This window comes from Serratia sp. HNCC26DJ244, assembly GCF_057180565.1.
Map to the genome: position 1 here is coordinate 85449 of NZ_JBXUGO010000009.1, position 21539 is coordinate 106987.

The window sequence follows — 21539 nt, forward strand, 5'->3', positions numbered from 1 at the left end:
GTCGTCAATGAAGCTGCAGCGGTGTTGGCTGCGTTACGAGGTCCGTCCGTGGACCTCGCCCCTTTCGGGGCCGCCGCCAGCGGCGTTCAAATCGGTTCCTGACCGATTTGTCGCTCAGTTGCCGCGTTACTCGGCCCATTAGGGCCTTGCTCCTGCGGAGCCAGCGCAAGCGCTGTTCAAAACGCGCTGCGTTTTGTCCTGCAATTCCATTTAACTTCGGTATAGAACTCTGGCCGCTTGAGTGACGACGAGGATATTTATACCGGAGGCAGAGTATCTTCTGCTTTGGGGTGAACCAACGCTGGCTTATCGCTCAGTCTGGTAACCAAAAGTTGGTCGATTTTATAGCTATCGATATCAACAACTTCAAACTTGTAACCAGCATACTTTACAAAATCTGTACGTTTTGGGATCTTGCGCAGCATATACATCATAAAACCACCGATGGTTTCGTAATTGCCTGACTGTGGGAATTCATCAATATCCAGTACACGCATCACGTCATCAATGGGGGTTCCCCCTTCAATCAGCCATGAGTTTTCATCACGGGCAACAATTTGCTCTTCTTGGCCTTGCCCCACCAAGTCACCCATCAATGTGGTCATGACGTCGTTCAGAGTGATAATACCAACTACCAGTGCATATTCATTGAGGATCACCGCAAAGTCTTCACCCGCAGTTTTAAAGCTCTCCAATGCTTCTGACAGTGTAAGTGTATCCGGTACGATTAACGCAGAACGGATTTGTACGCCATTGCTTAATGCCAGACTCTGGTTCCCCAAAACGCGGTTTAGCAGGTCTTTAGAGTCCACATACCCGACAACCTGATCGATATGCCCATCACAGACCAGGAATTTGGAGTGAGGATGGGTAGAGATTTTTTCTTTGATACTCTCTTCACTTTCACGCAGGTCGAAGTAGATCACGCTTTCACGGGAAGTCATCGAAGAGGGTACGGTACGTGATTCCAGCTCAAAGACGTTTTCAATCAGTTCATGTTCTTGTTTGCGCAGTACCCCAGCCAGTGCACCGGCTTCCACTACCGCATAGATATCGTCAGAGGTGATATCGTCGTTACGCGCCATTGGCAGTTTAAACAGGCGGAAGATCAGGTTGGCCATTCCATTGAAGAACCAGACCAGTGGGCGGCAAATCATGATTGAGAAACGCATTGGGTTGATGATCCGCACCGCAACGGTCTCCGGTGCAATCATACCGATGCGCTTCGGCGTTAAATCGGCGAACAGAATGAACATACTGGTCACCAGTACAAACGAACAGATAAAACTGACTTGTTCAGCGATCTCTGGTGACAGAAAACGCTCGAAAAATAGTTTGAAACTGGGTGAGAAGGCTGCATCACCGACAATACCACCCAGGATGGCCACTGCGTTGAGCCCGATTTGCACTACCGTAAAGAACAGCCCCGGTGTTTCCTGGAGTTTAAGGACTTTGAGGGCATTGATGTTGCCTTCATCAGCCATCAATTTAAGTTTTATCTTACGTGAAGCGGCCAGAGAAATTTCTGCGAGCGAAAAAAATGCGCTCACCGTGATTAGAAAAAGAATCAGCAAAATACTGTTTAACATAATCTATCCATTCGTGCCGACGCGACGGAATGTCAGCGCTCTTTTGGAGGGGGTAATACCGTGTAAAAAATGAATCATAGTGCACGATGCACCGTGCTGTTAAAAATGGGGCCACCCATGCAGCCTGCTACAGTATAGCAGTTGCCCCATCAGGGTAGCCAGTGGTTAAAAATTAACAGGTTATCCTTGAGGTGGCAGGCAGACGCCAATCCCTCCCAAGCCACAATAGCCATCAGGGTTTTTATGCAGATACTGCTGATGGTAATCTTCGGCATAGTAGAAAGGTAGAGCGGGCAAGATTTCGGTGGTAATGGTACGTTGATCACCCGCCTTGCTCATGGCTTGCTGGAAACGCTGCAAACTCAACGCCGCCTCTGCTTGTTGCTCGGTATTAGTATAATAAATGGCAGAACGGTACTGGGTGCCGATATCGCCCCCTTGGCGCATACCCTGGGCCGGATCATGGTTTTCCCAAAACACCTGTAGCAAATGGCTATAATCGGTGATGTTGGGATCGAACAGGATGCGTACCACTTCAGTATGGCCAGTCTGTCCGCTACACACTTCACGATAAGTTGGGTTCGGTGTGTATCCACCACTATAGCCTGCGGCGGTGCTGTAAACCCCGGGTTGCTGCCAAAACAAGCGCTCAACGCCCCAGAAACAGCCCATGGCAAAGATGGCAACCTCCATGCCTTCTGGTACGCTGGTCATGTCGTGGCCAGTCACGGCATGCGTGCTTGCTACTACCAGGGGGGTAGCACGCCCCGGAAGTGCACTTGCTTTATCGACGTTTTCAGATTTATCAAAAGATTGAATCACGATAGACTCCTGTTGCCCTATTAATAATTGCCTTAATCACTGAGGGTTACTCAAGTTGCGGGTGTTTTGGCTGCCATTTGCCTGAATCTGACCATAAAGCAGCGAGTCAGTTATCACCGTCGGTTTCTTTGCGCGCAATCAGTCTTATGTCGCACTGGTATATATTGGTCACCATTCAAACGGTAGGGACTTCAACTTGAATGGCGTTGCGGATAATATGCGGTGTCTGTTGTTAGTCTGTAAAGAGGTGGTTTTGATCGTTTGAGTAATTTCAGCCCTACAGCAAAGTGACTGACAGTAAAATAAATTAAGGAGACGTTGTGCCAAGATACCCCGTCCTTTGTGTTTTATGCGCGCTATTGATTATGCCGCCGGCATTGGCAGCAAATGTGCGCCTTCAGGTCGAAGGTCTGAGTGGTGAATTGGAAAGGAACGTCCGCGTGCGTCTTTCAGCGATCACACCCGAAGAAGTGAATGCTGAAGGGCGTTTCCGTGCTCGAGTTGATGCAGCCATCCGCCAGGGGTTGCGTCCGTTGGGGTATTATGAGCCAATTATTGATTTCACTTTTGATGATAACCCAACACTTTCTCGACCCGTATTGCGCGCTAAGGTTGATCCTGGTGAGCCGGTACGCATTGCTGGGGTGAATATTGCCCTGCAAGGGGAGGCGAGCACGGATCAAGATTATCTGGATCTGGTACGAACCAGCAGGCCCGCCATCGGTGAGATCCTCAACCATGGTCAGTATGACGGTTTCAAAAGTGGATTGACGGGGTTGGCACTGCGTAAAGGCTATTTTGACGCCAATATGCCAAAGAGCCAACTTGGTGTGGCCAAAGAGTTGCACAAGGCTTTTTGGGACATTGATTTTGATAGTGGTGAGCGATATCACTTCGGAAAAGTCAGGTTTAAAGGCTCACAAATTCGTGAGGACTACCTGCAAAATCTGGTGCCCTTTCATCAGGGAGATTATTACACGTCAAATGACCTGGCTGAGTTGAACCGGCGTTTATCCGCCACCAACTGGTTTAATTCGGTGGTGGTATCTCCAGACTTCGCTGATGCTAAAGAGAACAAGATTTTGCCGTTAGATGCGCTGGTCACCCCACGTAGTAGCAATATTGTCGAGATGGGGGGCGGTTTTTCTACCGACATTGGGCCCCGTGTACTCGGCAGTTGGCGCAAGCCCTGGCTGAATGATCGCGGCCATAGCTTGACCACCAGCGCTAATATTTCCGCACCGGAACAACAGTTGGATCTCAGTTATAGAATACCGCTGTTGCGCAGTCCCCTTGAACAATATTATCTACTGCAAGGGGGGTTCAAACGCACCGATCTGAACGATACCCAATCCGATAGTAGTAAGTTAGCGGTTTCACGTAACTGGGATCTTTCCAGCGGCTGGCAGCGAGCGCTGAACCTGAGTTTGCGTCTGGACCATTTTACCCAAGGGGATGTGACGAATACCACCACGTTGCTGTATCCCGGGGTGAGATTTTCCCGCGTTCGAGCTCGGGGGGGGATGATGCCGGTATGGGGGGATAGCCAACGCTATTCTTTTGATGTTTCTGACACGACCTGGGGGTCTGGCGTCGATTTTGCGTTGATCCAGGCACAGAACGTTTGGATCCGCAGCTTGGCGGAAAAACACCGTTTTGTGGCTCGTGGGCAAGTTGGTTGGATTGAAACCAATGATTTTGACAAGGTCCCGCCTGATTTACGTTTTTTTGCTGGTGGTGATCGCAGTATTCGCGGTTACAAATTTCAGGCGGTCTCTCCCCGCGACAGCAATGGCGCACTAACAGGGGCTTCCAAGCTGATGACCGGTTCGCTGGAGTATCAATACAATGTCTCTGGTCGCTGGTGGGGTGCGATGTTTGTTGACTCGGGTCAGGCGATTAACAGTATCAAAGAAAGCGATCTTAAAACGGGTGCGGGGGTCGGTGTGCGTTGGCAATCACCTGTTGGGCCAGTGAAGCTCGATATCGCCACACCCATTGGGGATAAAGACACTCATGGTGTGCAGTTCTATATCGGTTTGGGGCCTGAACTATGAGCTGGTTGAAAAAGATTTGCCTGGGATTTTTGATCCTGCTGCTACTACTGATTGGTTCGCTGGCATTTCTGTTGGGGACCACCACGGGTTTGCATCTGGCCATCAATGGGGCTGTTCGCTGGGTGCCGGGGCTGGAGATTGCAACAGTCAGCGGTGGCTGGCGTGATTTGACGCTGAAAGGCATCAAATATCAGATGCCTGGCGTGTCAGTCAACGCGGGGCAATTTCATCTCTCACTTGATTTCTCTTGCCTGAAAAACAGCACCTTGTGCATCAATGCCTTGACCACGCAGGATGTGGAGGTGGTGGTGAAAACGGCTGAAATGCCACCATCCACATCAGTAGAAGAGCAACCGCAGCCTATTTCCGATATTCGTACGCCTTATCCGCTGACCTTGCGCAAGCTGGCATTGAATAATGTCAACGTCAGGGTGGACGACACGGTTATCTCTCTAGGGGAATTTAGTTCCGGGGCTCAGTGGCAAGGGCGTGAGCTGACCCTGATGCCCACCACGGTTCATGCCTTACAGGTTGCATTGCCAAAAACCTCCGCCAATGCGTTGCCCCCAGAGCATCAACCCGCGGCAGATTCAGTATCGAAGGCCGAGACAGATAAAACCCCGGCAATGCCATTACCGGCTGCGGTACCAGAGCAACCATTGGGGGAGATGCTGAACGCATTGTTTGCCAAACCGCTGTTACCTGAGCTACCGATGATCCGTTTGCCGCTGGATATTACGGTTCAGCAACTTAACGCTGATCAACTGCAGTTGACGGGTGACACTGATGTGACCATCACCAGCCTATTACTGCAGGGGCGCACCCTAGAGCAGCACATTCAGTTAGATCAATTGACGGTGAGGTCTCCGCAAGGCCAAGCCTTTGTTAAAGGTCAGGTTACGCTGGCGGAGAGTTGGCCGCTTGAGATGGCGGTGAACAGCACATTGAATATCGAACCGCTGAAAGGGGAAAAGCTAAAGCTGAACATAAGTGGTGGGTTACGTGAAGAACTGAAGGTCACCTTGAACCTTTCTGGGCCACTCAGTGCGCAACTGGATATGCAAACTCGATTGGCAGAGGTGGGATTACCCTTGATGCTGACGCTGCAAAGCAAACAGCTACAGTGGCCGCTGACAGGGGAAATGCAATATCAGGTGAATGATCTTCGCGTGCGTGTTAACGGCAAGGCGGCCGATTATGCTCTCTCCGCCCGGGCCAATATTAACGGCCAGGATTTACCTGCGGCAGTGCTACAGCTTGATGGCAAGGGTAATCTTGAGCAATTCAACCTGGGTCGTTTGCGTTTGGCCGCACTGGAGGGACATGCTGACCTTACTGCTCTGGTTGACTGGCGTCAGGCTATCAGTTGGACCTCACAATTAACGCTAACAGGCATTAATACCGCCAGGCAATGGCCTGACTGGCCTGCTCGTCTAGAAGGGAAAATAACTACCCGTGGTAGCGTTCACGGTGGTAGTTGGCAACTCCAGGTGCCGGAGTTGCAACTGGACGGCAATGTGAAACAACACCGTCTATCGGCGCAGGGTTCGTTGCGTGGCAATGCGGCGGGTCAGTGGTCTATCCCCAGTATCGACCTGGCTCTGGGGCGCAATACCCTCAGCATCAAAGGCCAGTTGGATGAAAAAAACTGGTTGCTGGATAGCAAACTTGATGCACAACATCTTGATGGTACCTTGCCGGGGCTGGCGGGGAATATCACTGGTCAGTTGAGACTACGCGGCAATCTACAGGCTCCGCAACTGCTGACAGACCTGACCGCACAGGGTTTGCAATGGCAGGCTCTGCATATTCAACGGGTGAAACTGGACAGTGATATTCGCTCTGGTGAACAGGTTCAGGGGCAATTGACACTCCGGGTAACACAACTGAAACAAGATGCTCTGCAGATCAACCAGTTGACCTTGGATGCCAGAGGAAGCGAACGCCAGCATCGGTTGCAGCTAAGTATTGATGGTAAGCCGGTTTCTGGGCAATTGGCCCTGGAGGGGAGTTTTGACCGTCAACTGCAACGCTGGCGCGGTAACCTGAATAACACCTATTTTGATACCCCGGTGGGGGAATGGCGTCTGACTCGTGCTATCGCGTTGGATTACCTGCATACGCAGCAGAGAATCAGCGTAGGGCCACATTGCTGGCTTAACCCGAATGCTGAGCTTTGTGTGCCAAGAACCATTGACGCGGGTGCCAGTGGCCAAGCCAGCGTGGTGCTTAACCGTTTTGACTTGGTGATGCTTAAACCCTTCCTGGGGCCAGACACTGCACTCAGCGGCCTGTTTAGTGGCCGGGCTGAGGTGAATTGGCAACCCGGTGGTGCATTACCCCAAGCGAGAGTCTCGCTGGTGGGTAACGGGGTGAAAGTGGTGCAACAACTGCAAGGCAGTGCGTTGCCGATTGCTTTTGACACCATCAACCTCAATGCCGCTTTGAACCAGGGGCGGGCGCAAGCTGACTGGTTGATTAAGCTGACCAATAATGGCCAGTTAAATGGCAACATTCAGGTCACTGACCCACAAGTGCGTCGTGCTATCAGCGGTAATGTGAATATTAGCGATATCTCGCTGGCGCTGCTCAATCCAATTCTGGTGCAGGGTGAGAAAGCCACGGGAAGGCTGAACGCCAATCTGCAATTAGGCGGTAGTGCGCAGCATCCATTAGTATTTGGTCGCTTGGCACTGGAGAAAGCGGTTATTGTCGGCCACTGGATGCCGTTTGATATGACCGAAGGGCGTCTGGTGCTGAACTTCAATGGCATGACATCGACCCTGGAAGGGCTGCTCGCGACGACCAACGGCCAACTGAACCTGACGGGGGATGCTGACTGGCGGGATATCACCGCCTGGCGTGCGAGGATTGCCGCCAAAGGCAACCGTCTACGTGTGACGATACCACCGATGGTGCGTATTGATGTCTCACCGGATTTACAGTTTGAAGCAACGCCACAACTGCTCTCCCTTAATGGTTCAGTGGATATCCCATGGGCGAGGATTACAGTACAGGAGTTGCCGGAGAGTGCGGTAGGCATTTCATCTGATGAGGTGATGCTTGATAACCAGCTCCAACCGATCCAACCTGCTTCGGCGTTGATCCCTATCAGTAGCCATCTGATGATCCATGTCGGTAACGATGTTACTCTGGACGCCTTTGGTCTGCAGGCCAGCTTGCGTGGTGATCTGCGTGTCGTTCAGGATCCGCGCGGGTTAGGTCTGCATGGTCAAATTAATATTCCGTCAGGTCGTTTTCACGCTTATGGCCAGGATCTCCTTGTGCGTAAAGGGCTACTATTGTTTTCTGGCCCAGCGGATCAACCGATGCTGAATATTGAAGCAATCCGTAACCCAGATGCGACGCAAGATGGTGTCACCGCTGGGGTGCGGGTGACGGGAATGGCGGATGCACCAAGGTTGGAAGTCTTTTCTGACCCGACTTTATCCCAACAGGAAGCCTTGTCTTACCTGCTGCGCGGCCAGGGGTTGAGCAGTAGTGGGGCTGATGGCAATGCCATGACATCAATGTTAATTGGTATGGGGGTTGCACAAAGTGGTCAACTTGTGGGTAAAATCGGAGAAGCGTTTGGCGTAAGTAATTTAGCCCTTGATACCGAGGGGGTGGGTGACAGCTCCAAGGTGGTTGTCAGTGGCTATATTCTCCCTGGCCTACAAGTAAAATATGGGGTGGGGATATTTGATTCATTGGCCACGCTAACGTTGCGATACCGTTTGATGCCCAGATTGTATCTGGAAGCGGTATCTGGTCTTGCCCAAGCACTGGATGTGCTTTATCAGTTTGAGTTTTGAGCTATGCGAATAATTGTTTATGGCAGTTTACGACGCAAGCAGGGAAACAGCCATTGGATGACCAATGCCCAATGGCTGGGTGAACATGAGTTAGAGGGCTATCAGATTTATAATCTGGGCCACTACCCGGCGGCGATCCCTGGAGAGGGGACAATACACTGTGAGGTGTATCGTATTAACTCGTCAATTTTGGCTGAGTTGGATGAGTTGAAAAGCAATACCAAGGATTATCAGCGCGAACTGATTCAAACACCTTATGGTAGTGCATGGATCTACCTATATAAGCACAGTGTTGAGGGGTTTCCGCGGATTGACAGCGGTGACTGGTTAACGCGTCTTGATGAGTAGCAAAAAAAGACACCGCTCGATGAGCGGTGTCGTGATCTTCAAAGCGCGGTGAATTATTTCTTGGCGCGTTCGAAAGAGGCGATGATTTCAGCTTTAGCGGCAGTGGCGTCGTCCCAACCTTCTACTTTCACCCATTTGCCTTTTTCCAGATCTTTGTAATGCTCAAAGAAGTGGGTAATCTGTGCTTTCAGCAGTTCTGGCAGGTCGTTCACGTCTTTCACATGATCGTACTCTTTGGTCAGTTTGCTGTGTGGTACAGCGACCAGCTTCGCATCTTCACCGGCTTCATCGGTCATTTTTAACACCCCTACCGGACGGCAACGGATCACAGAACCGGGTTGCAGTGGGTAAGGTGTCGGTACCAACACATCAACTGGGTCACCATCCAGTGACAAAGTATGGTTGATATAGCCATAGTTGCAGGGATAGAACATGGCGGTGGACATGAAACGGTCAACAAACAGCGCGCCGGTTTCCTTGTCGATTTCATATTTGATCGGGTCAGCGTTAGCCGGGATTTCGATAACTACATAAATATCTTCTGGCAGGTCTTTGCCAGCGGGGACCAGATTCAAGCTCATGTCGGTTTCCTTTAATCAAACCAGAAAGGGAGTGCGCGCTATTATAGCGGACTCTTTTATGATTTCCTGCCCTTTTCATCACTGAACCCAGGGATTCAGTGATCAAGCATCGTCTTAGTTAATCAAGCTCTAGGGGGATTGAACTGGGTATTAGGTCCGTCCCTAGACCTTCCCCCCCTGCAGCTGAGGGGGGGAATATTGATGGCGGTAGGGGTTATTCGTCAGGAAACTCAGCAATAAAACGCTCTGCTTCTTCCACCATTGACTTGGTGCCGACGAAGAACGGCACACGCTGGTGTAATTGTTCCGGCACAATGTCCAGAATGCGTTTTTTACCATCAGTGGCTTTTCCGCCCGCCTGTTCTGCCAGAAAGGCCATCGGGTTGCATTCATACAGCAAGCGGAGTTTGCCGGTTGGGTGACTGGCGGTGCTTGGATAAATGTAGATGCCGCCTTTCAGCAGGTTGCGGTGGAAGTCAGCCACTAATGAGCCGATATAGCGCGACGTATAAGGACGCCGAGTGGCCTCATCCTGTTCCTGGCAGTATTTAATGTATTTTTTTACTCCAAGAGGGAATTTGATGTAATTACCTTCGTTGATGGAGTACATACAGGCGGTTTCTGGGAAGTGGACTTTCTCGTGAGAGAGGCAGAACACCCCCAGAGAGGGATCATAGGTAAAGGCATGTACGCCATAGCCAGTGGTATAAACCAACATGGTGGATGAACCATACACCACGTAACCAGCAGCAACCTGCGCGCTACCCGGTTGCAGGAAATCAGCCTCAGTGACGGGAATACCCAATGGCGTGATACGGCGATAGATGGAGAATATGGTTCCGACTGAGACGTTGACATCAATATTGGATGAGCCATCCAATGGATCCATCAACACGACGTATTTGGCATTTTCAGCGCGTTCGCCTTCGAAAATAACAATCTCGTCCTCTTCTTCTGAAGCGATACCCGCAACTTCGCCGCGAGCCTTCAATGCGGCTTTGAGTTTTTCATTGGCGAACAGGTCTAGCTTCATCTGAGCTTCACCCTGTACGTTTGAAATACCATTGGTTCCCAGAATATCAACCAAACCGGCTTTGTTGATATCACGGTGAATGATTTTTGCACCCAGCTTAATGGCGGAAAGTAATGCAGATAGTTCGCCAGTGGCGTGAGAGAAGTCGTGTTGTTTCTCGACGATAAATTCGCCTAACGTTTTCATAACACAATCCCAGAGGTTACGGATGGATAGCGGCCTGTTAGCTCACTGCTAACATTTTCGCTAGCAGTGTAGTCCAAAGTGACCCATTATTCATAGGCAAATCCGTTTCTTCTGTGCGATTTTGAAGGTTAGAATAAGTACTAAATCGATGCACTTAAATGAGAAAGCTAATGCGCATACATATTCTTGGGATCTGTGGCACCTTTATGGGCGGGCTGGCGATGTTGGCTCGTTCCCTTGGACATGACGTGACAGGTTCAGATGCGAACGTTTATCCGCCAATGAGCACCTTGCTGGAAAACCAGGGAATTGACCTGATACAAGGGTATGACCCCGCTCAATTGATACCAGTACCCGATTTGGTGATCATCGGCAATGCGATGAGTCGAGGTAATCCCTGTGTGGAAGCGGTATTGGAACAGGGTATCCCTTATGTGTCGGGCCCTCAGTGGTTACATGATCATGTATTGCGTGATCGCTGGGTGTTGGCTGTGGCAGGTACACACGGTAAAACCACCACCGCTGGGATGGCAACCTGGATCCTGGAAGCTTGTGGTTACCAGCCGGGTTTTGTGATTGGGGGTGTGCCGGGTAATTTTGATGTTTCTGCGCGCCTCGGTGGTAGCCCGTTCTTTGTTATTGAAGCTGATGAATACGATTGTGCCTTCTTCGATAAGCGTTCCAAGTTTGTCCACTACAGCCCACGAACGCTGATCATGAACAACCTTGAGTTCGACCATGCGGATATCTTTGATGATCTGAAAGCGATCCAGAAACAGTTCCACCATCTGGTGCGATTGGTGCCGGGCAAGGGCAAAATTATTCTGCCGGAGAACGACACACAGCTGAAACAAGTGATGGCGATGGGCTGTTGGAGTGAACAGGAGTGGGTCGGCGATGAAGGAAGTTGGCGTGCGCAGAAGCTGACAGCGGATGCTAGCCACTACGCGGTATACCTCGATGGCGAGAAAGTGGGAGAGGTTAACTGGTCGTTGGTGGGTGAGCACAACATGCATAATGGTCTGATGGCGATTGCTGCTACGCGCCATATTGGTGTGCAACCGGCTGATGCTTGCCAGGCGTTGGGTGATTTTATTAATGCCCGCCGTCGTTTGGAGTTGCGTGGAGAGGCGGCTGGTGTCACGGTTTATGATGACTTTGCTCATCATCCAACGGCTATTCTGGCCACGTTGGCGGCTTTGCGTGGCAAAGTGGGCGGAACGGCACGTATTCTTGCCGTACTGGAACCCCGTTCAAACACCATGAAGATGGGGATCAGCAAAAATGACCTGGCACCTTCTTTAGGGCGTGCTGATGAAGTGTTCCTGTTTCAGCCTCATCATATTCCATGGCAAATCGCAGAGGTGGCAGAGGCCTGTGTGCAGCCAGCGCATTGGAGTGCTGACCTTGATACGTTGCTGGAGATGATCATCAAAACGGCGCAGCCAGGTGACCATATTTTGGTGATGAGCAATGGCGGCTTTGGCGGTATTCATGACAAACTGTTATCGGCGCTGGCTAATAAAGCAGAGTCACAAGAGAACGACTGATTTTATCGATGGACACTCAAAATAGCCCGGTGGTTTGACAAAACAGGGTTGATAAAACACTTGTGTTGATCGGGTTCGGTCTAGCCCCAAGGATGGGGCGCGTCATGAAACCAACAACCCTGCAGTTTGAATGGCGACGGGTGCACTAAAGCTCCTGCTCGAACAGCATCAAAATGGCCTCATGGAGCTGAAGTGCCGTAAAGGTGCTGGCTGGGGTGATAAAAATAGTGTCGTCACCTGCAATGGTTCCCAGAATCCCTTCTGCTTTCCCCAGTGAATCTAACAAACGAGCAATCAATTGTGCCGCGCCTGGACTGGTACGAATCACTACCATGGCATCATTATGGTCGATATCCAGCACCAGGTTTTTTAGCGGACTGGTGGTGGTGGGGACACCGAGTTCAGCAGGTAGGCAGTACACCATTTCCATTTTTGCATTACGTGTACGCACAGCCCCGAACTTGGTTAACATACGGGACACTTTTGACTGGTTAATATTCTCGAAGCCTTCTTCCTGCAGCGCTAAAACGATTTCACCTTGTGAACTGAACTTTTCTTCTTTCAATAACGCTTTAAACGCTTTGGTCAGGTCTTCCTGTTTTGCAGGATTACGCATTTTACACCGTGAAATGTGGAGGGAGACGTTTTGATTATGCATATAAATGAATTTTTATGCAAACTTGATGTAGTGGTGACCAACAGTAATACACCGAGGACGAAGAAAGGAGGCAACCTTAGTAAGATATTTATCTCATGAATAGGCTGTTCCAATGAGAAGCAACACGTCAGGGGGGCGCAGTAATATGATTAAAATGATGTTGTTATTATGTTACGTAAGGGTGTAATGTGAACAGCGGTTAACTTAATTGTAAAATAATGCATGTTATTTTTGATTATTGTGCGCTATGCCCTCAATGCATCGGGCATTTAATCTAAAATAGCCTCGCTGCAGACCATTTTATTGCGCCAGATCTAAAACAGACTGTTAATGGGTTGTTTTAAAAGGAGTAATAAATTAAGGTCCCGGGCCAAAGAATTCACGGCGTTTATATATTTAAGATAATAAAAGGAGTATAGGATGAAAGTTGCAGTTCTCGGTGCTGCTGGTGGTATTGGCCAAGCCCTCGCCCTTCTACTCAAGACCCAACTTCCTTCAGGTTCTGAACTCTCTCTTTACGACATAGCACCCGTTACACCAGGCGTTGCTGTTGACTTAAGCCATATCCCAACGGCAGTTAAAATTAAAGGTTTCAGTGGTGAAGATGCCACCCCTGCGTTACAGGGAGCCGATGTGGTGTTGATATCAGCGGGTGTCGCGCGTAAACCTGGAATGGATCGTTCCGATCTGTTCAATGTTAATGCAGGGATAGTGCGTAATCTGATGGAACAAGTGGCTAAAACTTGCCCGAAAGCCTGTATTGGTATTATTACCAACCCGGTCAACACCACAGTGGCTATTGCTGCTGAAGTGATGAAAAAAGCCGGTGTTTACGATAAAAACAAGCTGTTTGGGGTAACTTTGCTCGATGTTATCCGTTCTGATACGTTTGTGGCAGAGTTGAAAGGTAAGCAACCGGAAGAGTTGAATGTGGCAGTGATTGGCGGCCACTCCGGTGTCACCATTCTGCCTCTACTGTCACAGATCCCTGGCGTCAGCTTTAGTTCTCAGGAAGTGGCAGATTTAACCAAACGCATTCAGAATGCGGGAACCGAAGTGGTTGAAGCCAAGGCTGGTGGTGGCTCCGCTACGCTCTCCATGGGGCAGGCTGCGGCACGTTTTGGCCTCTCGCTGGTGCGCGCCTTGAGTGGTGAAAAGGGGATCGTAGAATGTGCCTATGTTGAAGGTGATGGCAAATACGCACGTTTCTTTGCACAACCCCTAGTGCTTGGCGTCAACGGCATTGCAGAACGGAAAGACATTGGACTGCTGAGCGATTTTGAACAAAAAGCGCTGAATGACATGCTGGACGTCCTGCACCAAGATATTGAGCTGGGTGAAAAATTTATTAATAACTGATTGCTTGGTTCAGCTCACAATATATAAGCCGCCGGAATAGGTTCCGGCGGCTTTTTGCTTCTCATGATTACCCAGATGATTTGATGCGACTTTTCCGATCCAGCAGATGATGGGTGTGCGGATCAAAATAGCGACTGGGCCAAATCTCTGCCGGATGTACCTTCAAGGCCTCGGCAATGAGCCACTCTCCTTTTGGCCATGGGCGGGAAAGTGCATTCGCTAACGTTGACGAGCTCAGCCCAGCCTCGCGTGAAACTGCTGCCAATGTGGTACCTCTTTTCTTCAGCGCCGCGATAACGTCTGCTGGATGCCAATCTAGATTCCGTGAATTCATGTTTACATTCCTTTTTTTGATTAGAGAAAGTTCTGTTAGTGGTATAACTAACAGTTCAGGATAAATTGTTTAAGCAACATGAATTGCTTATTCGGAAATCAGAATACCATTAAGTTTCTAAAAAATATCTTATTGGTTTCTAAAAGTTGAATGTAACTACATGAAAATCTGGGGTCATGGTTATGAAAAACGAGTGGTTTGCTGCCAAGGAACTCGTCGGCATTGCAGGATTACCTTCCTCAACACAGGGAATCAACCTAATGGCCAGGCGCGAAGGCTGGGTTAGCCGTCGCCGCAGAGGAGTACAGGGGAAAGCGCTGGAGTACCATGTTGACAGTTTACCTGCCGACATCAGAAACCTGCTGATATTACGTGAGGATCCCGCTATCTATGACGTAGAGCGCCAAGACCCACTGGCAGTATGGATCGAATACTATTACCACCTTTCAGAAAAGGAGCGGGGAGAGGTCATGGCATTTTTGATGCGTGAAGGAGTGAACAGCTTGCTGGCATGGATTGCGGAAAAACATAAATAGCCACAGTTGCAACTTGCCGAGCAAGCTCGCTAAGCGAGCCTCTATCCGTCGCCATTCAAACAGCGGTGTTATCGGCTATGTTACGCGGCCCTCATTCGGATCCGCCCCGAAGAGAGCCACGCTGTTCAAAACAGACGGCGTCTTTTTCCTGCAACATAGACTTCGCGTATTTGGAAATGCTGATTTCTTAAAAATCACGTTGCACCGCAAGGTGCGCTAATCCTTCCAAGGCGTCTCGGTATGGTGATTCAGGCAATACTTGCAGTGCAGTAATCGCTTTATCGGCTTCTTCTTCTGCTCGTTGACGTGTGTAGGTGAGAGAACCGCACATCCTCATGGTTGCCAGAACCGATTCCAGCAGATGACGGCCATTCCCCTGTTCAATGGCTTGGCGGATCATGGCTGATTGCTCTGCATTGCCATGATGCATAGCGTGCAACAAAGGCAAGGTAGGCTTACCTTCACTCAGGTCATCGCCGGTATTTTTTCCTAGCGTCGTTCCATCCGCACTGTAATCGAGCAAGTCATCAATTAATTGGAACGCAGTACCAAGATAACGTCCATAGTCCTGTAAGGCCTGTTCTTCGACTTTGGTAGCATTGGCGAGGATGGCGGAAGATTGCGCCGCTGCTTCAAACAGACGGGCCGTCTTACTATAAATGACCCGCATATAGCTTTCTTCACTGATGTCGGGATCGTTGACATTCATCAATTGCAGTACTTCGCCTTCGGCAATCACGTTGACCGCTTCGGACATGACTGCCAGCACCGGTAATGACCCCAGGCTGGTCATCATCTGGAAAGCACGGGTGTAAATAAAATCGCCTACCAGCACACTGGCGGCATTACCAAACGCCGCATTCGCGGTGGCTTTGCCGCGGCGCATATCGGATTCATCCACCACATCATCATGGAGTAGGGTCGCTGTGTGAATGAATTCAATCAAAGCAGCGACGGTAATATGCTTATCTCCCTGGTAATGCAGCGCCTGCGCCGCCAGAATGGCGATCATCGGGCGAATGCGTTTGCCACCACTACTGATAATGTAGTGGCCAAGTTGGTTAATGAGCGCAACATCGGAATTTAATTGTTCCAGAATGGTGGCGTTCACGGCGGCCATATCTTGCGTGGTTAACTCAGTAATTTGTTCTAGATTCATAATATTTTTTCAGTTGTGTTGCTCTTCACCGCGATGAGAACGCTGCTCATATCGGCACATGGCGGTAACTGTCATCCCGATTGTACTAGAAAAATGCTCCAGATAAACGCCGGGAACGAAACTGTGTTTTTTTTCTTCTTTTTTCACTGCGCTACTCTATTCTGCTCTTGTCATGTGAGGGATTATTGCGTAGAATTCGCGCCCTATTGTGAATATTTATAGCGCGCCCTCTATTAAACAGTTAGGCACGCGGAAAGCGGAGTTTTATATGTACGCGGTTTTCCAAAGTGGTGGTAAACAACACCGAGTAAGCGAAGGTCAGACCGTTCGCTTGGAAAAGCTGGACATCGCAACTGGTGAAGCGGTTGAGTTTGACCAGATTCTGATGATCGCTAATGGCGAAGATATCAAGATCGGCGTTCCTTTCGTCGACGGTGGCAAGATCAAGGCAGAAGTCGTTGCTCATGGTCGTGGCGAAAAGATCAAGATTGTTAAGTTTCGTCGTCGTAAGCATTACCGTAAGCAGCAGGGCCACCGTCAGTGGTTCACTGACGTTAAAATCACCGGCATCAGCGCTTAAGTTAGGAGAGCGGATTAATGGCACACAAAAAAGCTGGCGGCTCGACTCGTAACGGGCGCGATTCAGAAGCTAAACGTCTGGGCGTAAAGCGCTTTGGCGGCGAGGCAGTATTAGCAGGCAGCATCATCGTTCGTCAACGTGGCACTAAGTTCCACGCAGGCACCAACGTTGGTTGCGGTAAAGACCACACTCTGTTTGCTTTGAAAGACGGTAAAGTCAAATTCGAAGTTAAAGGCCCGAGCAATCGTAAATTTATCAGCATCGAAGCTGAATAATTTTTCGAGCCTTATAAAAAAGAGATGTAAGCCCTGCAATTCGTTGCGGGGCTTTTTACATTTATAGCTATACCCAATTTTTCAAGTTGCTGCCTACATGGCTACCGCTACAGCTAAAATGGTGACGGGTATAGACCTAAATTCATCCAGGACGCAGCCTCTACCCCACATAACTTGAATGAACTTGGGGATAGCACATAGGCACAAGCCATATGGAAACAAAACAGCAGGTCGGTGTTGGTATTTTTCTCGCACTCACCACAGCGGTTTGCTGGGGCGCATTGCCGATAGCGATGAAAGAAGTATTGGCTGTGATGGACCCGTTTACCATTATTTGGTACCGCTTTATGATAGCCGGCGTGGGATTAGGGCTGGTCCTTGCATTGCGTGGGCGTTTGCCACCGGTAAATATGTTCCGTCAGTCACGCTGGTTATGGTTACTGCTCATTGCAACAGCTGGCTTACTGGGGAACGCCACATTATTCAGTTCTTCGCTGCGCTATCTGAGTCCGACAGCGTCACAGGTGATTGGTCAACTGTCACCGGTTGGCATGATGTTCGCCAGCGTACTGATCCTCAAGGAAAGAATGCGCGTGACCCAGGTGATTGGCGCAATGATGTTAATCTGTGGGCTGATACTGTTTTTCAACGCTAGTTTGGTTGAGATCTTCACCCGGCTGACAGATTACACGCTTGGTGTTTTACTGGGGGTGTGTGCAGCGCTGGTATGGGTGAGTTATGGCGTGGCGCAGAAAGTGTTGTTGCGTCGCTTAGCGTCGTCGCAGATCTTGCTAATGTTGTATGCTTTGTGTGCAATAATATTAATTCCGCTGGCCAAGCCCGCAGTGATTTTTCAACTGAATAGTTGGCAATTGGCCTGCTTATTTTTCTGTGGAGCCAATACGCTAGTGGGGTATGGGGCACTAGCAGAAGCGATGGCGCGCTGGCAGGCGGCTCAGGTGAGTGCGTTAGTGACGCTGACCCCGCTATTTACCCTGTTATTTTCAGATTTATTAGCATTGGCCTGGCCACAGGCATTTGTGACACCGACATTGAATATTGTCGGCTATGTCGGCGCAATTGTGGTGGTAGCCGGTGCCATGTTTTCCGCAATTGGTCACTATTGGTGGCCGAGGCGGGCAAAACCCCATCTGGTTGCTTCCTTGAAGTAGCCCGGTGAATGATTTACGGAGACGGTAAATTTATTAGCGTTTTCATGTTGTTGCGGGTGTCCTTGTGTTTGCTTTAAATTCCTTTAGTATCATTGAGTAAACCGAAAACCTTGTATTGGTGTTAACTGACGTTTTCGGGGCCATGCAACGAACGGTGTATCACTCGGTGTATCACTCTGAAAGGGTTTTTATGGCTGGAACGAACAAACTTAGTGACAAAAAGCTGAAGGCACTGGAGGGGGCTCCCGCTGATGCTGTTCGCTTGTTTGCTGATGGGGCAGGATTAAGCGCTAAAGTTTCGAAGCAGGGTTCTATCAGTTGGTTGTTCACCTATAGATTAGGTGGCAGAGAATCGAAATTAGAGCGCCTGGTGTTGGGGCGTTACCCTGATATGTCTCTTAAATCAGCCAGAGAACGGCGCGATCAGTGCCGCACCTGGTTGGCTGGTGGGCGTGATCCGCGTCGCCAGTTACAGGAGAATGTAACCCAGACTCTGAAGCCGGTAACGGTGAAAGATGCTTTGGAATACTGGATAGATAACTACGCCCAACAGAAACGCACCGACGCCGACGCTATCCGCTCTCAATTCGCTACCTACATTTATCCCCACATAGGCAATCTCTCGCTTGCTGAATCTGAGACCCGTCATTGGCTACAGGCTTTCGATAGCACCGAAAAAAAACACGCAGTGACAGCAGGACGTTTATTGCAGATCTGCAAGCAAGCACTGAAATTCTGCCGTGTGCGTCGTTTTGGCTCGAGTGATGCCATAGGAATGCTAACGGTCAATGACGTAGGTAAAAACCCAGAGAGACGCGATAGGGTGTTATCTGATGCCGAATTGGCGGACGTGTGGAACAGTCTTACCCGAAAAGACATCATGTCTTACTATCGGACGATTATTCGCCTACTTGTTGTTTTCGGTTGCCGGACAAAAGAACTCAGGGTTTCACAGTGGAGCGAGTGGGATTTTGATAGCTGGGTGTGGACAGTGCCGAAAGAGAACAGTAAAACCCGCGAAAAGATTTTACGCCCGATCCCTCCAGCGCTTCATGGTTGGCTAACTGAGCTGCACCAGCAGCGTGAATCTGAATATTTACTCGGTGAATTAAAAACTGAAAGCGCAGTGAGCCAGATTGGCAGGGTTATTCATAAACGTTTGGGCCATGTGGATCCTTGGACATTCCACGATTTACGCCGTGCTCTATCTACTCATTGCGCCAATATTGGCATTCCCCCTCACATTCCAGAAATGCTACTCGGGCATAAGTTACCAGCTATTATGGGTAACTATAATTACGGTCAGTATTTACCGGAAAAACTGGATGCGCTGAACAAGTGGATAGACCGACTGGAAGTATTGGCCGGAAATCATGAAAACGTTGTTATTTTAAAGGCTGGTGATAAATGAATAGTGAAAATAAAATTTCATTACCTGAAAGGGATTACTACCCTTTAAATAAAGTTGCAGAAAAATTAGGCTGTGACATTCAGGATTTGTTCCATTTTGCAGCAAGGGGTCACTTGGTTATTAGCCTTATGATGCCTTTTCTTGTTGGAGCAAGGGTATCAGTTCACGGAGATATGACATTAGATGTTTTAAGTGATATAAACCTTGAAAAAATAGAAGAAACGCAGGTGATTGATGAGGTGAAAATTAGCAACCTTTCAACAATATATGATGTTTCCATAAGTTCGGAGTACGAAGGGTGCTTGGCGGCTACCATTGGCGGGGTATGGGATTTAAATATGGGGGCTGCTGAGATGTTTGAATGTTTTGGTTATGCCACGACAAAAACCATAGGTGCGGTTTACCCAACTGGAATTGATAGTGGAATTGATTTTTATGCTCACTTTGAAAGTGAGAAAGCAAAAATAAAAAATGAATATCTCTGTATTACCAAGGAAAGCCTTTCCTTTCTTTGTGGCGATGAGGTAAATACTCGCTTTCAAAGAGAGAAAAAAAGACCACACTTAACAGAATACCACTCTAAAAAAAGAGAGTCTGTATTGATGGCGGCAGTTCATATGAAAGTTCATTACCCAGAGTTATGCAGTAATAATACTAAATGGGCTGAAGCAATAAATAATTATGGTCATAGGTTCTGGGAGAATGGGGTGCCTCCGCTCGCAGTAGAAACTATTACCGATTTATTGGGCAAAGCTCTAGCAAGTTCCAAGTAGCCCAGAGTTAGGCTAACTCAGGGGGAAGTTAGCCTAACTTCCCTACCAACTTGAGTACAAAGTATAAAGAATAGCTTTCACGGAAAAACAGTAAAACAGTGAGAGCAATATGACTAATCAATATATCCTACCTTCACCAGAACAACGCCGTACTATCCTTGCTGAGTATGGCCATACCTACGATAAGCGTATTCGTGAGCGTGAATGCCAAGAGATCACTAGCTTATCCCGTACCACTCGCTGGAAGCTGGAGAACGAAGGTAAATTCCCGCCTCGTTGCCACTTTGGCCGTAATTCTTGTGCCTGGCTTCTCAGTGATGTGTTGTGGTGGGTTCGTAACCCTCCTGCAGTAGAAAACGTGAATAACCCATATAACCGTCGTTCCTCATAATTAAGGGCTGAAATATGAAAGCTGAATCTATGGCGATTACGCCAGGGCAATCTGTTATCAAAATTCAGGAAAGGGATATTAGCTGTTTCGAATTTAAGTCAGTAGGCGGTGCGTTATTGGCAAGGTTGGGAGTGGTCACAATTAATTGTGAACCTTGGTTTATCGCTATGGACATTTGCGAAGCGTTAGAACTGACGAATACGGCTGTAGCATTACAGGCTGTTGATGACGAGGACAAAACCGAACATAAGGATTACTTAGGTTCAGGTCGTAAGCCTCTATTGGTCAACGAATCCGGCCTATATTCACTAATCATTAAAAGCCGTAAGCCCCAGGCAAGGCGGTTTAAGCGCTGGATCACCTCGGAAGTATTGCCGGAGATCCGTAGAACTGGGGGGTATCTTCTCCCAACCATAAAGGCCGAGTTACCAGATTTTACTGATGAAGTGGCCGCTGCCCGTGCGTGGGCTGATGCCAGAGAAGAGAGCCGCAAGGCTTTAGCATTGAGCCACCAGCAATCTGAATACATCCACCACCTTGAAAGCCTGTTTGCTGACGGACTTACCCCCGTTCAATTCTGCAAGCGCTTGAATGGTGTCAATACCAGCCGTATTAGTGCCTGGCTTGCCAGTAAGGGCTGGTTGTTTGATGAAAGCACCAGTGGAGGTGCTGCCCGTTGGCGCGTGTATTCATATGCCAGGGATCGGTATCTGACAGAAAAGAATACCAAGGTTGTGCGCGGTGAGGGCTTCACCGCCTTCACGCCGGTTCTGTTGCATAAGGGTGCGCTATGGATTTATCGCCATTACTTAAAGGGTGAATTACCCATGAAAGCAGACTGGAACGGGGAATATACGCACGATAAGGAACTGACAGGGGGTAGCCATGCAGAGGCCGAATAAAACAAAAG

The 21539-nt window shown here is 49.1% G+C and carries 21 protein-coding genes; 13 read left to right on the forward strand and 8 right to left on the reverse strand.

The features are described 5' to 3' along the window. Positions 1-257 precede the first annotated feature (257 nt). Together paeA and msrA are read right to left on the reverse strand one after the other, a co-directional pair. On the reverse strand, positions 258-1589 hold the full coding sequence (gene paeA, locus AC2A06_RS09605) for a polyamine export protein PaeA (RefSeq protein ID WP_473196163.1): 1332 nt from the start codon (positions 1587-1589) through the stop codon (positions 258-260). A 180-nt stretch (positions 1590-1769) separates the two neighbouring features. Further along, entirely contained in the window at positions 1770-2408 is a 639-nt protein-coding gene (msrA, locus tag AC2A06_RS09610) for a peptide-methionine (S)-S-oxide reductase MsrA (protein ID WP_484380158.1), read from the reverse strand. A gap of 323 nt (positions 2409-2731) precedes the next feature. Here msrA and tamA point away from each other — a divergent pair, with 323 nt between their 5' ends. The 3 genes from tamA to AC2A06_RS09625 are packed head-to-tail and all read left to right on the forward strand — an operon-like array spanning position 2732 to position 8631. Next, positions 2732-4468 (forward strand): autotransporter assembly complex protein TamA, encoded by a 1737-nt coding sequence (gene tamA, locus AC2A06_RS09615; RefSeq protein ID WP_484380121.1) that lies wholly within the window; start codon positions 2732-2734, stop codon positions 4466-4468. After that, the gene (gene tamB / locus AC2A06_RS09620) at positions 4465-8283 is read left to right on the forward strand and encodes an autotransporter assembly complex protein TamB (protein ID WP_484380122.1); all 3819 of its coding nucleotides are present in this window, start codon (positions 4465-4467) and stop codon (positions 8281-8283) included. The genes tamA and tamB overlap by 4 nt, the downstream gene beginning before the upstream one ends. Before the next feature lie 3 nt (positions 8284-8286). Continuing rightward, complete coding sequence (locus AC2A06_RS09625) at positions 8287-8631, forward strand: gamma-glutamylcyclotransferase family protein (protein ID WP_473196160.1); 345 nt, start codon at positions 8287-8289, stop codon at positions 8629-8631. Positions 8632-8684: 53 nt separating this feature from the next. On the opposite strand, the gene ppa is transcribed toward AC2A06_RS09625, so the two are convergent. Continuing rightward, positions 8685-9212 (reverse strand): inorganic diphosphatase, encoded by a 528-nt coding sequence (gene ppa / locus AC2A06_RS09630; RefSeq protein ID WP_023490219.1) that lies wholly within the window; start codon positions 9210-9212, stop codon positions 8685-8687. Between the two features lie 214 nt (positions 9213-9426). Beyond that, entirely contained in the window at positions 9427-10431 is a 1005-nt protein-coding gene (fbp, locus tag AC2A06_RS09635) for a class 1 fructose-bisphosphatase (RefSeq protein WP_484380123.1), read from the reverse strand. A 170-nt stretch (positions 10432-10601) separates the two neighbouring features. On the opposite strand from fbp, the gene mpl reads away from it, so the two are divergent. After that, positions 10602-11981, forward strand: a complete 1380-nt coding sequence (gene mpl, locus AC2A06_RS09640; protein WP_484380124.1) for a UDP-N-acetylmuramate:L-alanyl-gamma-D-glutamyl-meso-diaminopimelate ligase — start codon at positions 10602-10604, stop codon at positions 11979-11981. Between the two features lie 145 nt (positions 11982-12126). Here mpl and argR read toward each other — a convergent pair whose 3' ends face one another. Then, entirely contained in the window at positions 12127-12597 is a 471-nt protein-coding gene (gene argR, locus AC2A06_RS09645) for a transcriptional regulator ArgR (protein ID WP_023490216.1), read from the reverse strand. Positions 12598-13059: 462 nt separating this feature from the next. On the opposite strand from argR, the gene mdh reads away from it, so the two are divergent. Further along, positions 13060-13998 carry a malate dehydrogenase gene (gene mdh / locus AC2A06_RS09650; protein WP_473196157.1) on the forward strand — a complete coding sequence of 313 codons (939 nt, stop codon included), beginning with the start codon at positions 13060-13062 and terminating at the stop codon, positions 13996-13998. 67 nt (positions 13999-14065) lie between these two features. Here the strand turns inward: mdh and AC2A06_RS09655 are convergent, their stop codons facing one another. Then, a complete protein-coding gene (locus tag AC2A06_RS09655) occupies positions 14066-14332 on the reverse strand; it encodes a helix-turn-helix domain-containing protein (protein ID WP_023489032.1) in 267 nt (88 codons plus the stop codon). 182 nt (positions 14333-14514) lie between these two features. Between AC2A06_RS09655 and AC2A06_RS09660 the strand changes: the two genes are divergently transcribed. Continuing rightward, positions 14515-14868, forward strand: coding sequence for a DNA-binding protein (locus AC2A06_RS09660; RefSeq protein WP_037384469.1), 354 nt, complete (start codon positions 14515-14517; stop codon positions 14866-14868). Between the two features lie 187 nt (positions 14869-15055). Here AC2A06_RS09660 and ispB read toward each other — a convergent pair whose 3' ends face one another. Continuing rightward, entirely contained in the window at positions 15056-16027 is a 972-nt protein-coding gene (ispB, locus tag AC2A06_RS09665; protein ID WP_484380125.1) for an octaprenyl diphosphate synthase, read from the reverse strand. A 9-nt stretch (positions 16028-16036) separates the two neighbouring features. Next, the gene (locus tag AC2A06_RS09670) at positions 16037-16174 is read right to left on the reverse strand and encodes a hypothetical protein (protein ID WP_160165611.1); all 138 of its coding nucleotides are present in this window, start codon (positions 16172-16174) and stop codon (positions 16037-16039) included. A gap of 121 nt (positions 16175-16295) precedes the next feature. Between AC2A06_RS09670 and rplU the strand changes: the two genes are divergently transcribed. The 7 genes from rplU to AC2A06_RS09705 all read left to right on the forward strand — a co-directional run bounded on the left by rplU (position 16296) and on the right by AC2A06_RS09705 (position 21531). Next, positions 16296-16607, forward strand: a complete 312-nt coding sequence (gene rplU, locus AC2A06_RS09675) for a 50S ribosomal protein L21 (protein WP_004955927.1) — start codon at positions 16296-16298, stop codon at positions 16605-16607. 17 nt (positions 16608-16624) lie between these two features. Continuing rightward, the gene (rpmA, locus tag AC2A06_RS09680) at positions 16625-16882 is read left to right on the forward strand and encodes a 50S ribosomal protein L27 (RefSeq protein ID WP_004933559.1); all 258 of its coding nucleotides are present in this window, start codon (positions 16625-16627) and stop codon (positions 16880-16882) included. A gap of 212 nt (positions 16883-17094) precedes the next feature. Continuing rightward, complete coding sequence (locus tag AC2A06_RS09685; RefSeq protein WP_484380126.1) at positions 17095-18054, forward strand: DMT family transporter; 960 nt, start codon at positions 17095-17097, stop codon at positions 18052-18054. 190 nt (positions 18055-18244) lie between these two features. Further along, positions 18245-19465 carry a tyrosine-type recombinase/integrase gene (locus tag AC2A06_RS09690; protein ID WP_484380127.1) on the forward strand — a complete coding sequence of 407 codons (1221 nt, stop codon included), beginning with the start codon at positions 18245-18247 and terminating at the stop codon, positions 19463-19465. Next, positions 19462-20238, forward strand: coding sequence for a hypothetical protein (locus AC2A06_RS09695; RefSeq protein ID WP_484380128.1), 777 nt, complete (start codon positions 19462-19464; stop codon positions 20236-20238). Before AC2A06_RS09690 ends, AC2A06_RS09695 begins: the two co-directional genes overlap by 4 nt. 109 nt (positions 20239-20347) lie before the next feature. Further along, the gene (locus AC2A06_RS09700; RefSeq protein ID WP_484380129.1) at positions 20348-20629 is read left to right on the forward strand and encodes a helix-turn-helix transcriptional regulator; all 282 of its coding nucleotides are present in this window, start codon (positions 20348-20350) and stop codon (positions 20627-20629) included. A 14-nt stretch (positions 20630-20643) separates the two neighbouring features. Next, positions 20644-21531 carry a BRO-N domain-containing protein gene (locus AC2A06_RS09705; protein WP_484380130.1) on the forward strand — a complete coding sequence of 296 codons (888 nt, stop codon included), beginning with the start codon at positions 20644-20646 and terminating at the stop codon, positions 21529-21531. Positions 21532-21539 lie beyond the last annotated feature (8 nt).

Excerpts from the sequence above, each read along its gene's own strand:
- AC2A06_RS09700 (WP_484380129.1), top strand. The coding sequence starts at position 20,348 with ATGACTAATCAATATATCCTACCTTCACCAGAACAACGCCGTACTATC.
- AC2A06_RS09655 (WP_023489032.1), bottom strand. The coding sequence starts at position 14,332 with ATGAATTCACGGAATCTAGATTGGCATCCAGCAGACGTTATCGCGGCG.
- ispB (WP_484380125.1), bottom strand. The coding sequence starts at position 16,027 with ATGAATCTAGAACAAATTACTGAGTTAACCACGCAAGATATGGCCGCC.
- AC2A06_RS09685 (WP_484380126.1), top strand. The coding sequence starts at position 17,095 with ATGGAAACAAAACAGCAGGTCGGTGTTGGTATTTTTCTCGCACTCACC.
- AC2A06_RS09660 (WP_037384469.1), top strand. The coding sequence starts at position 14,515 with ATGAAAAACGAGTGGTTTGCTGCCAAGGAACTCGTCGGCATTGCAGGA.
- AC2A06_RS09690 (WP_484380127.1), top strand. The coding sequence starts at position 18,245 with ATGGCTGGAACGAACAAACTTAGTGACAAAAAGCTGAAGGCACTGGAG.
- tamB (WP_484380122.1), top strand. The coding sequence starts at position 4,465 with ATGAGCTGGTTGAAAAAGATTTGCCTGGGATTTTTGATCCTGCTGCTA.
- rplU (WP_004955927.1), top strand. The coding sequence starts at position 16,296 with ATGTACGCGGTTTTCCAAAGTGGTGGTAAACAACACCGAGTAAGCGAA.
- paeA (WP_473196163.1), bottom strand. The coding sequence starts at position 1,589 with ATGTTAAACAGTATTTTGCTGATTCTTTTTCTAATCACGGTGAGCGCA.
- mdh (WP_473196157.1), top strand. The coding sequence starts at position 13,060 with ATGAAAGTTGCAGTTCTCGGTGCTGCTGGTGGTATTGGCCAAGCCCTC.
- fbp (WP_484380123.1), bottom strand. The coding sequence starts at position 10,431 with ATGAAAACGTTAGGCGAATTTATCGTCGAGAAACAACACGACTTCTCT.
- AC2A06_RS09705 (WP_484380130.1), top strand. The coding sequence starts at position 20,644 with ATGAAAGCTGAATCTATGGCGATTACGCCAGGGCAATCTGTTATCAAA.
- rpmA (WP_004933559.1), top strand. The coding sequence starts at position 16,625 with ATGGCACACAAAAAAGCTGGCGGCTCGACTCGTAACGGGCGCGATTCA.
- mpl (WP_484380124.1), top strand. The coding sequence starts at position 10,602 with ATGCGCATACATATTCTTGGGATCTGTGGCACCTTTATGGGCGGGCTG.
- ppa (WP_023490219.1), bottom strand. The coding sequence starts at position 9,212 with ATGAGCTTGAATCTGGTCCCCGCTGGCAAAGACCTGCCAGAAGATATT.
- AC2A06_RS09695 (WP_484380128.1), top strand. The coding sequence starts at position 19,462 with ATGAATAGTGAAAATAAAATTTCATTACCTGAAAGGGATTACTACCCT.
- AC2A06_RS09625 (WP_473196160.1), top strand. The coding sequence starts at position 8,287 with ATGCGAATAATTGTTTATGGCAGTTTACGACGCAAGCAGGGAAACAGC.
- argR (WP_023490216.1), bottom strand. The coding sequence starts at position 12,597 with ATGCGTAATCCTGCAAAACAGGAAGACCTGACCAAAGCGTTTAAAGCG.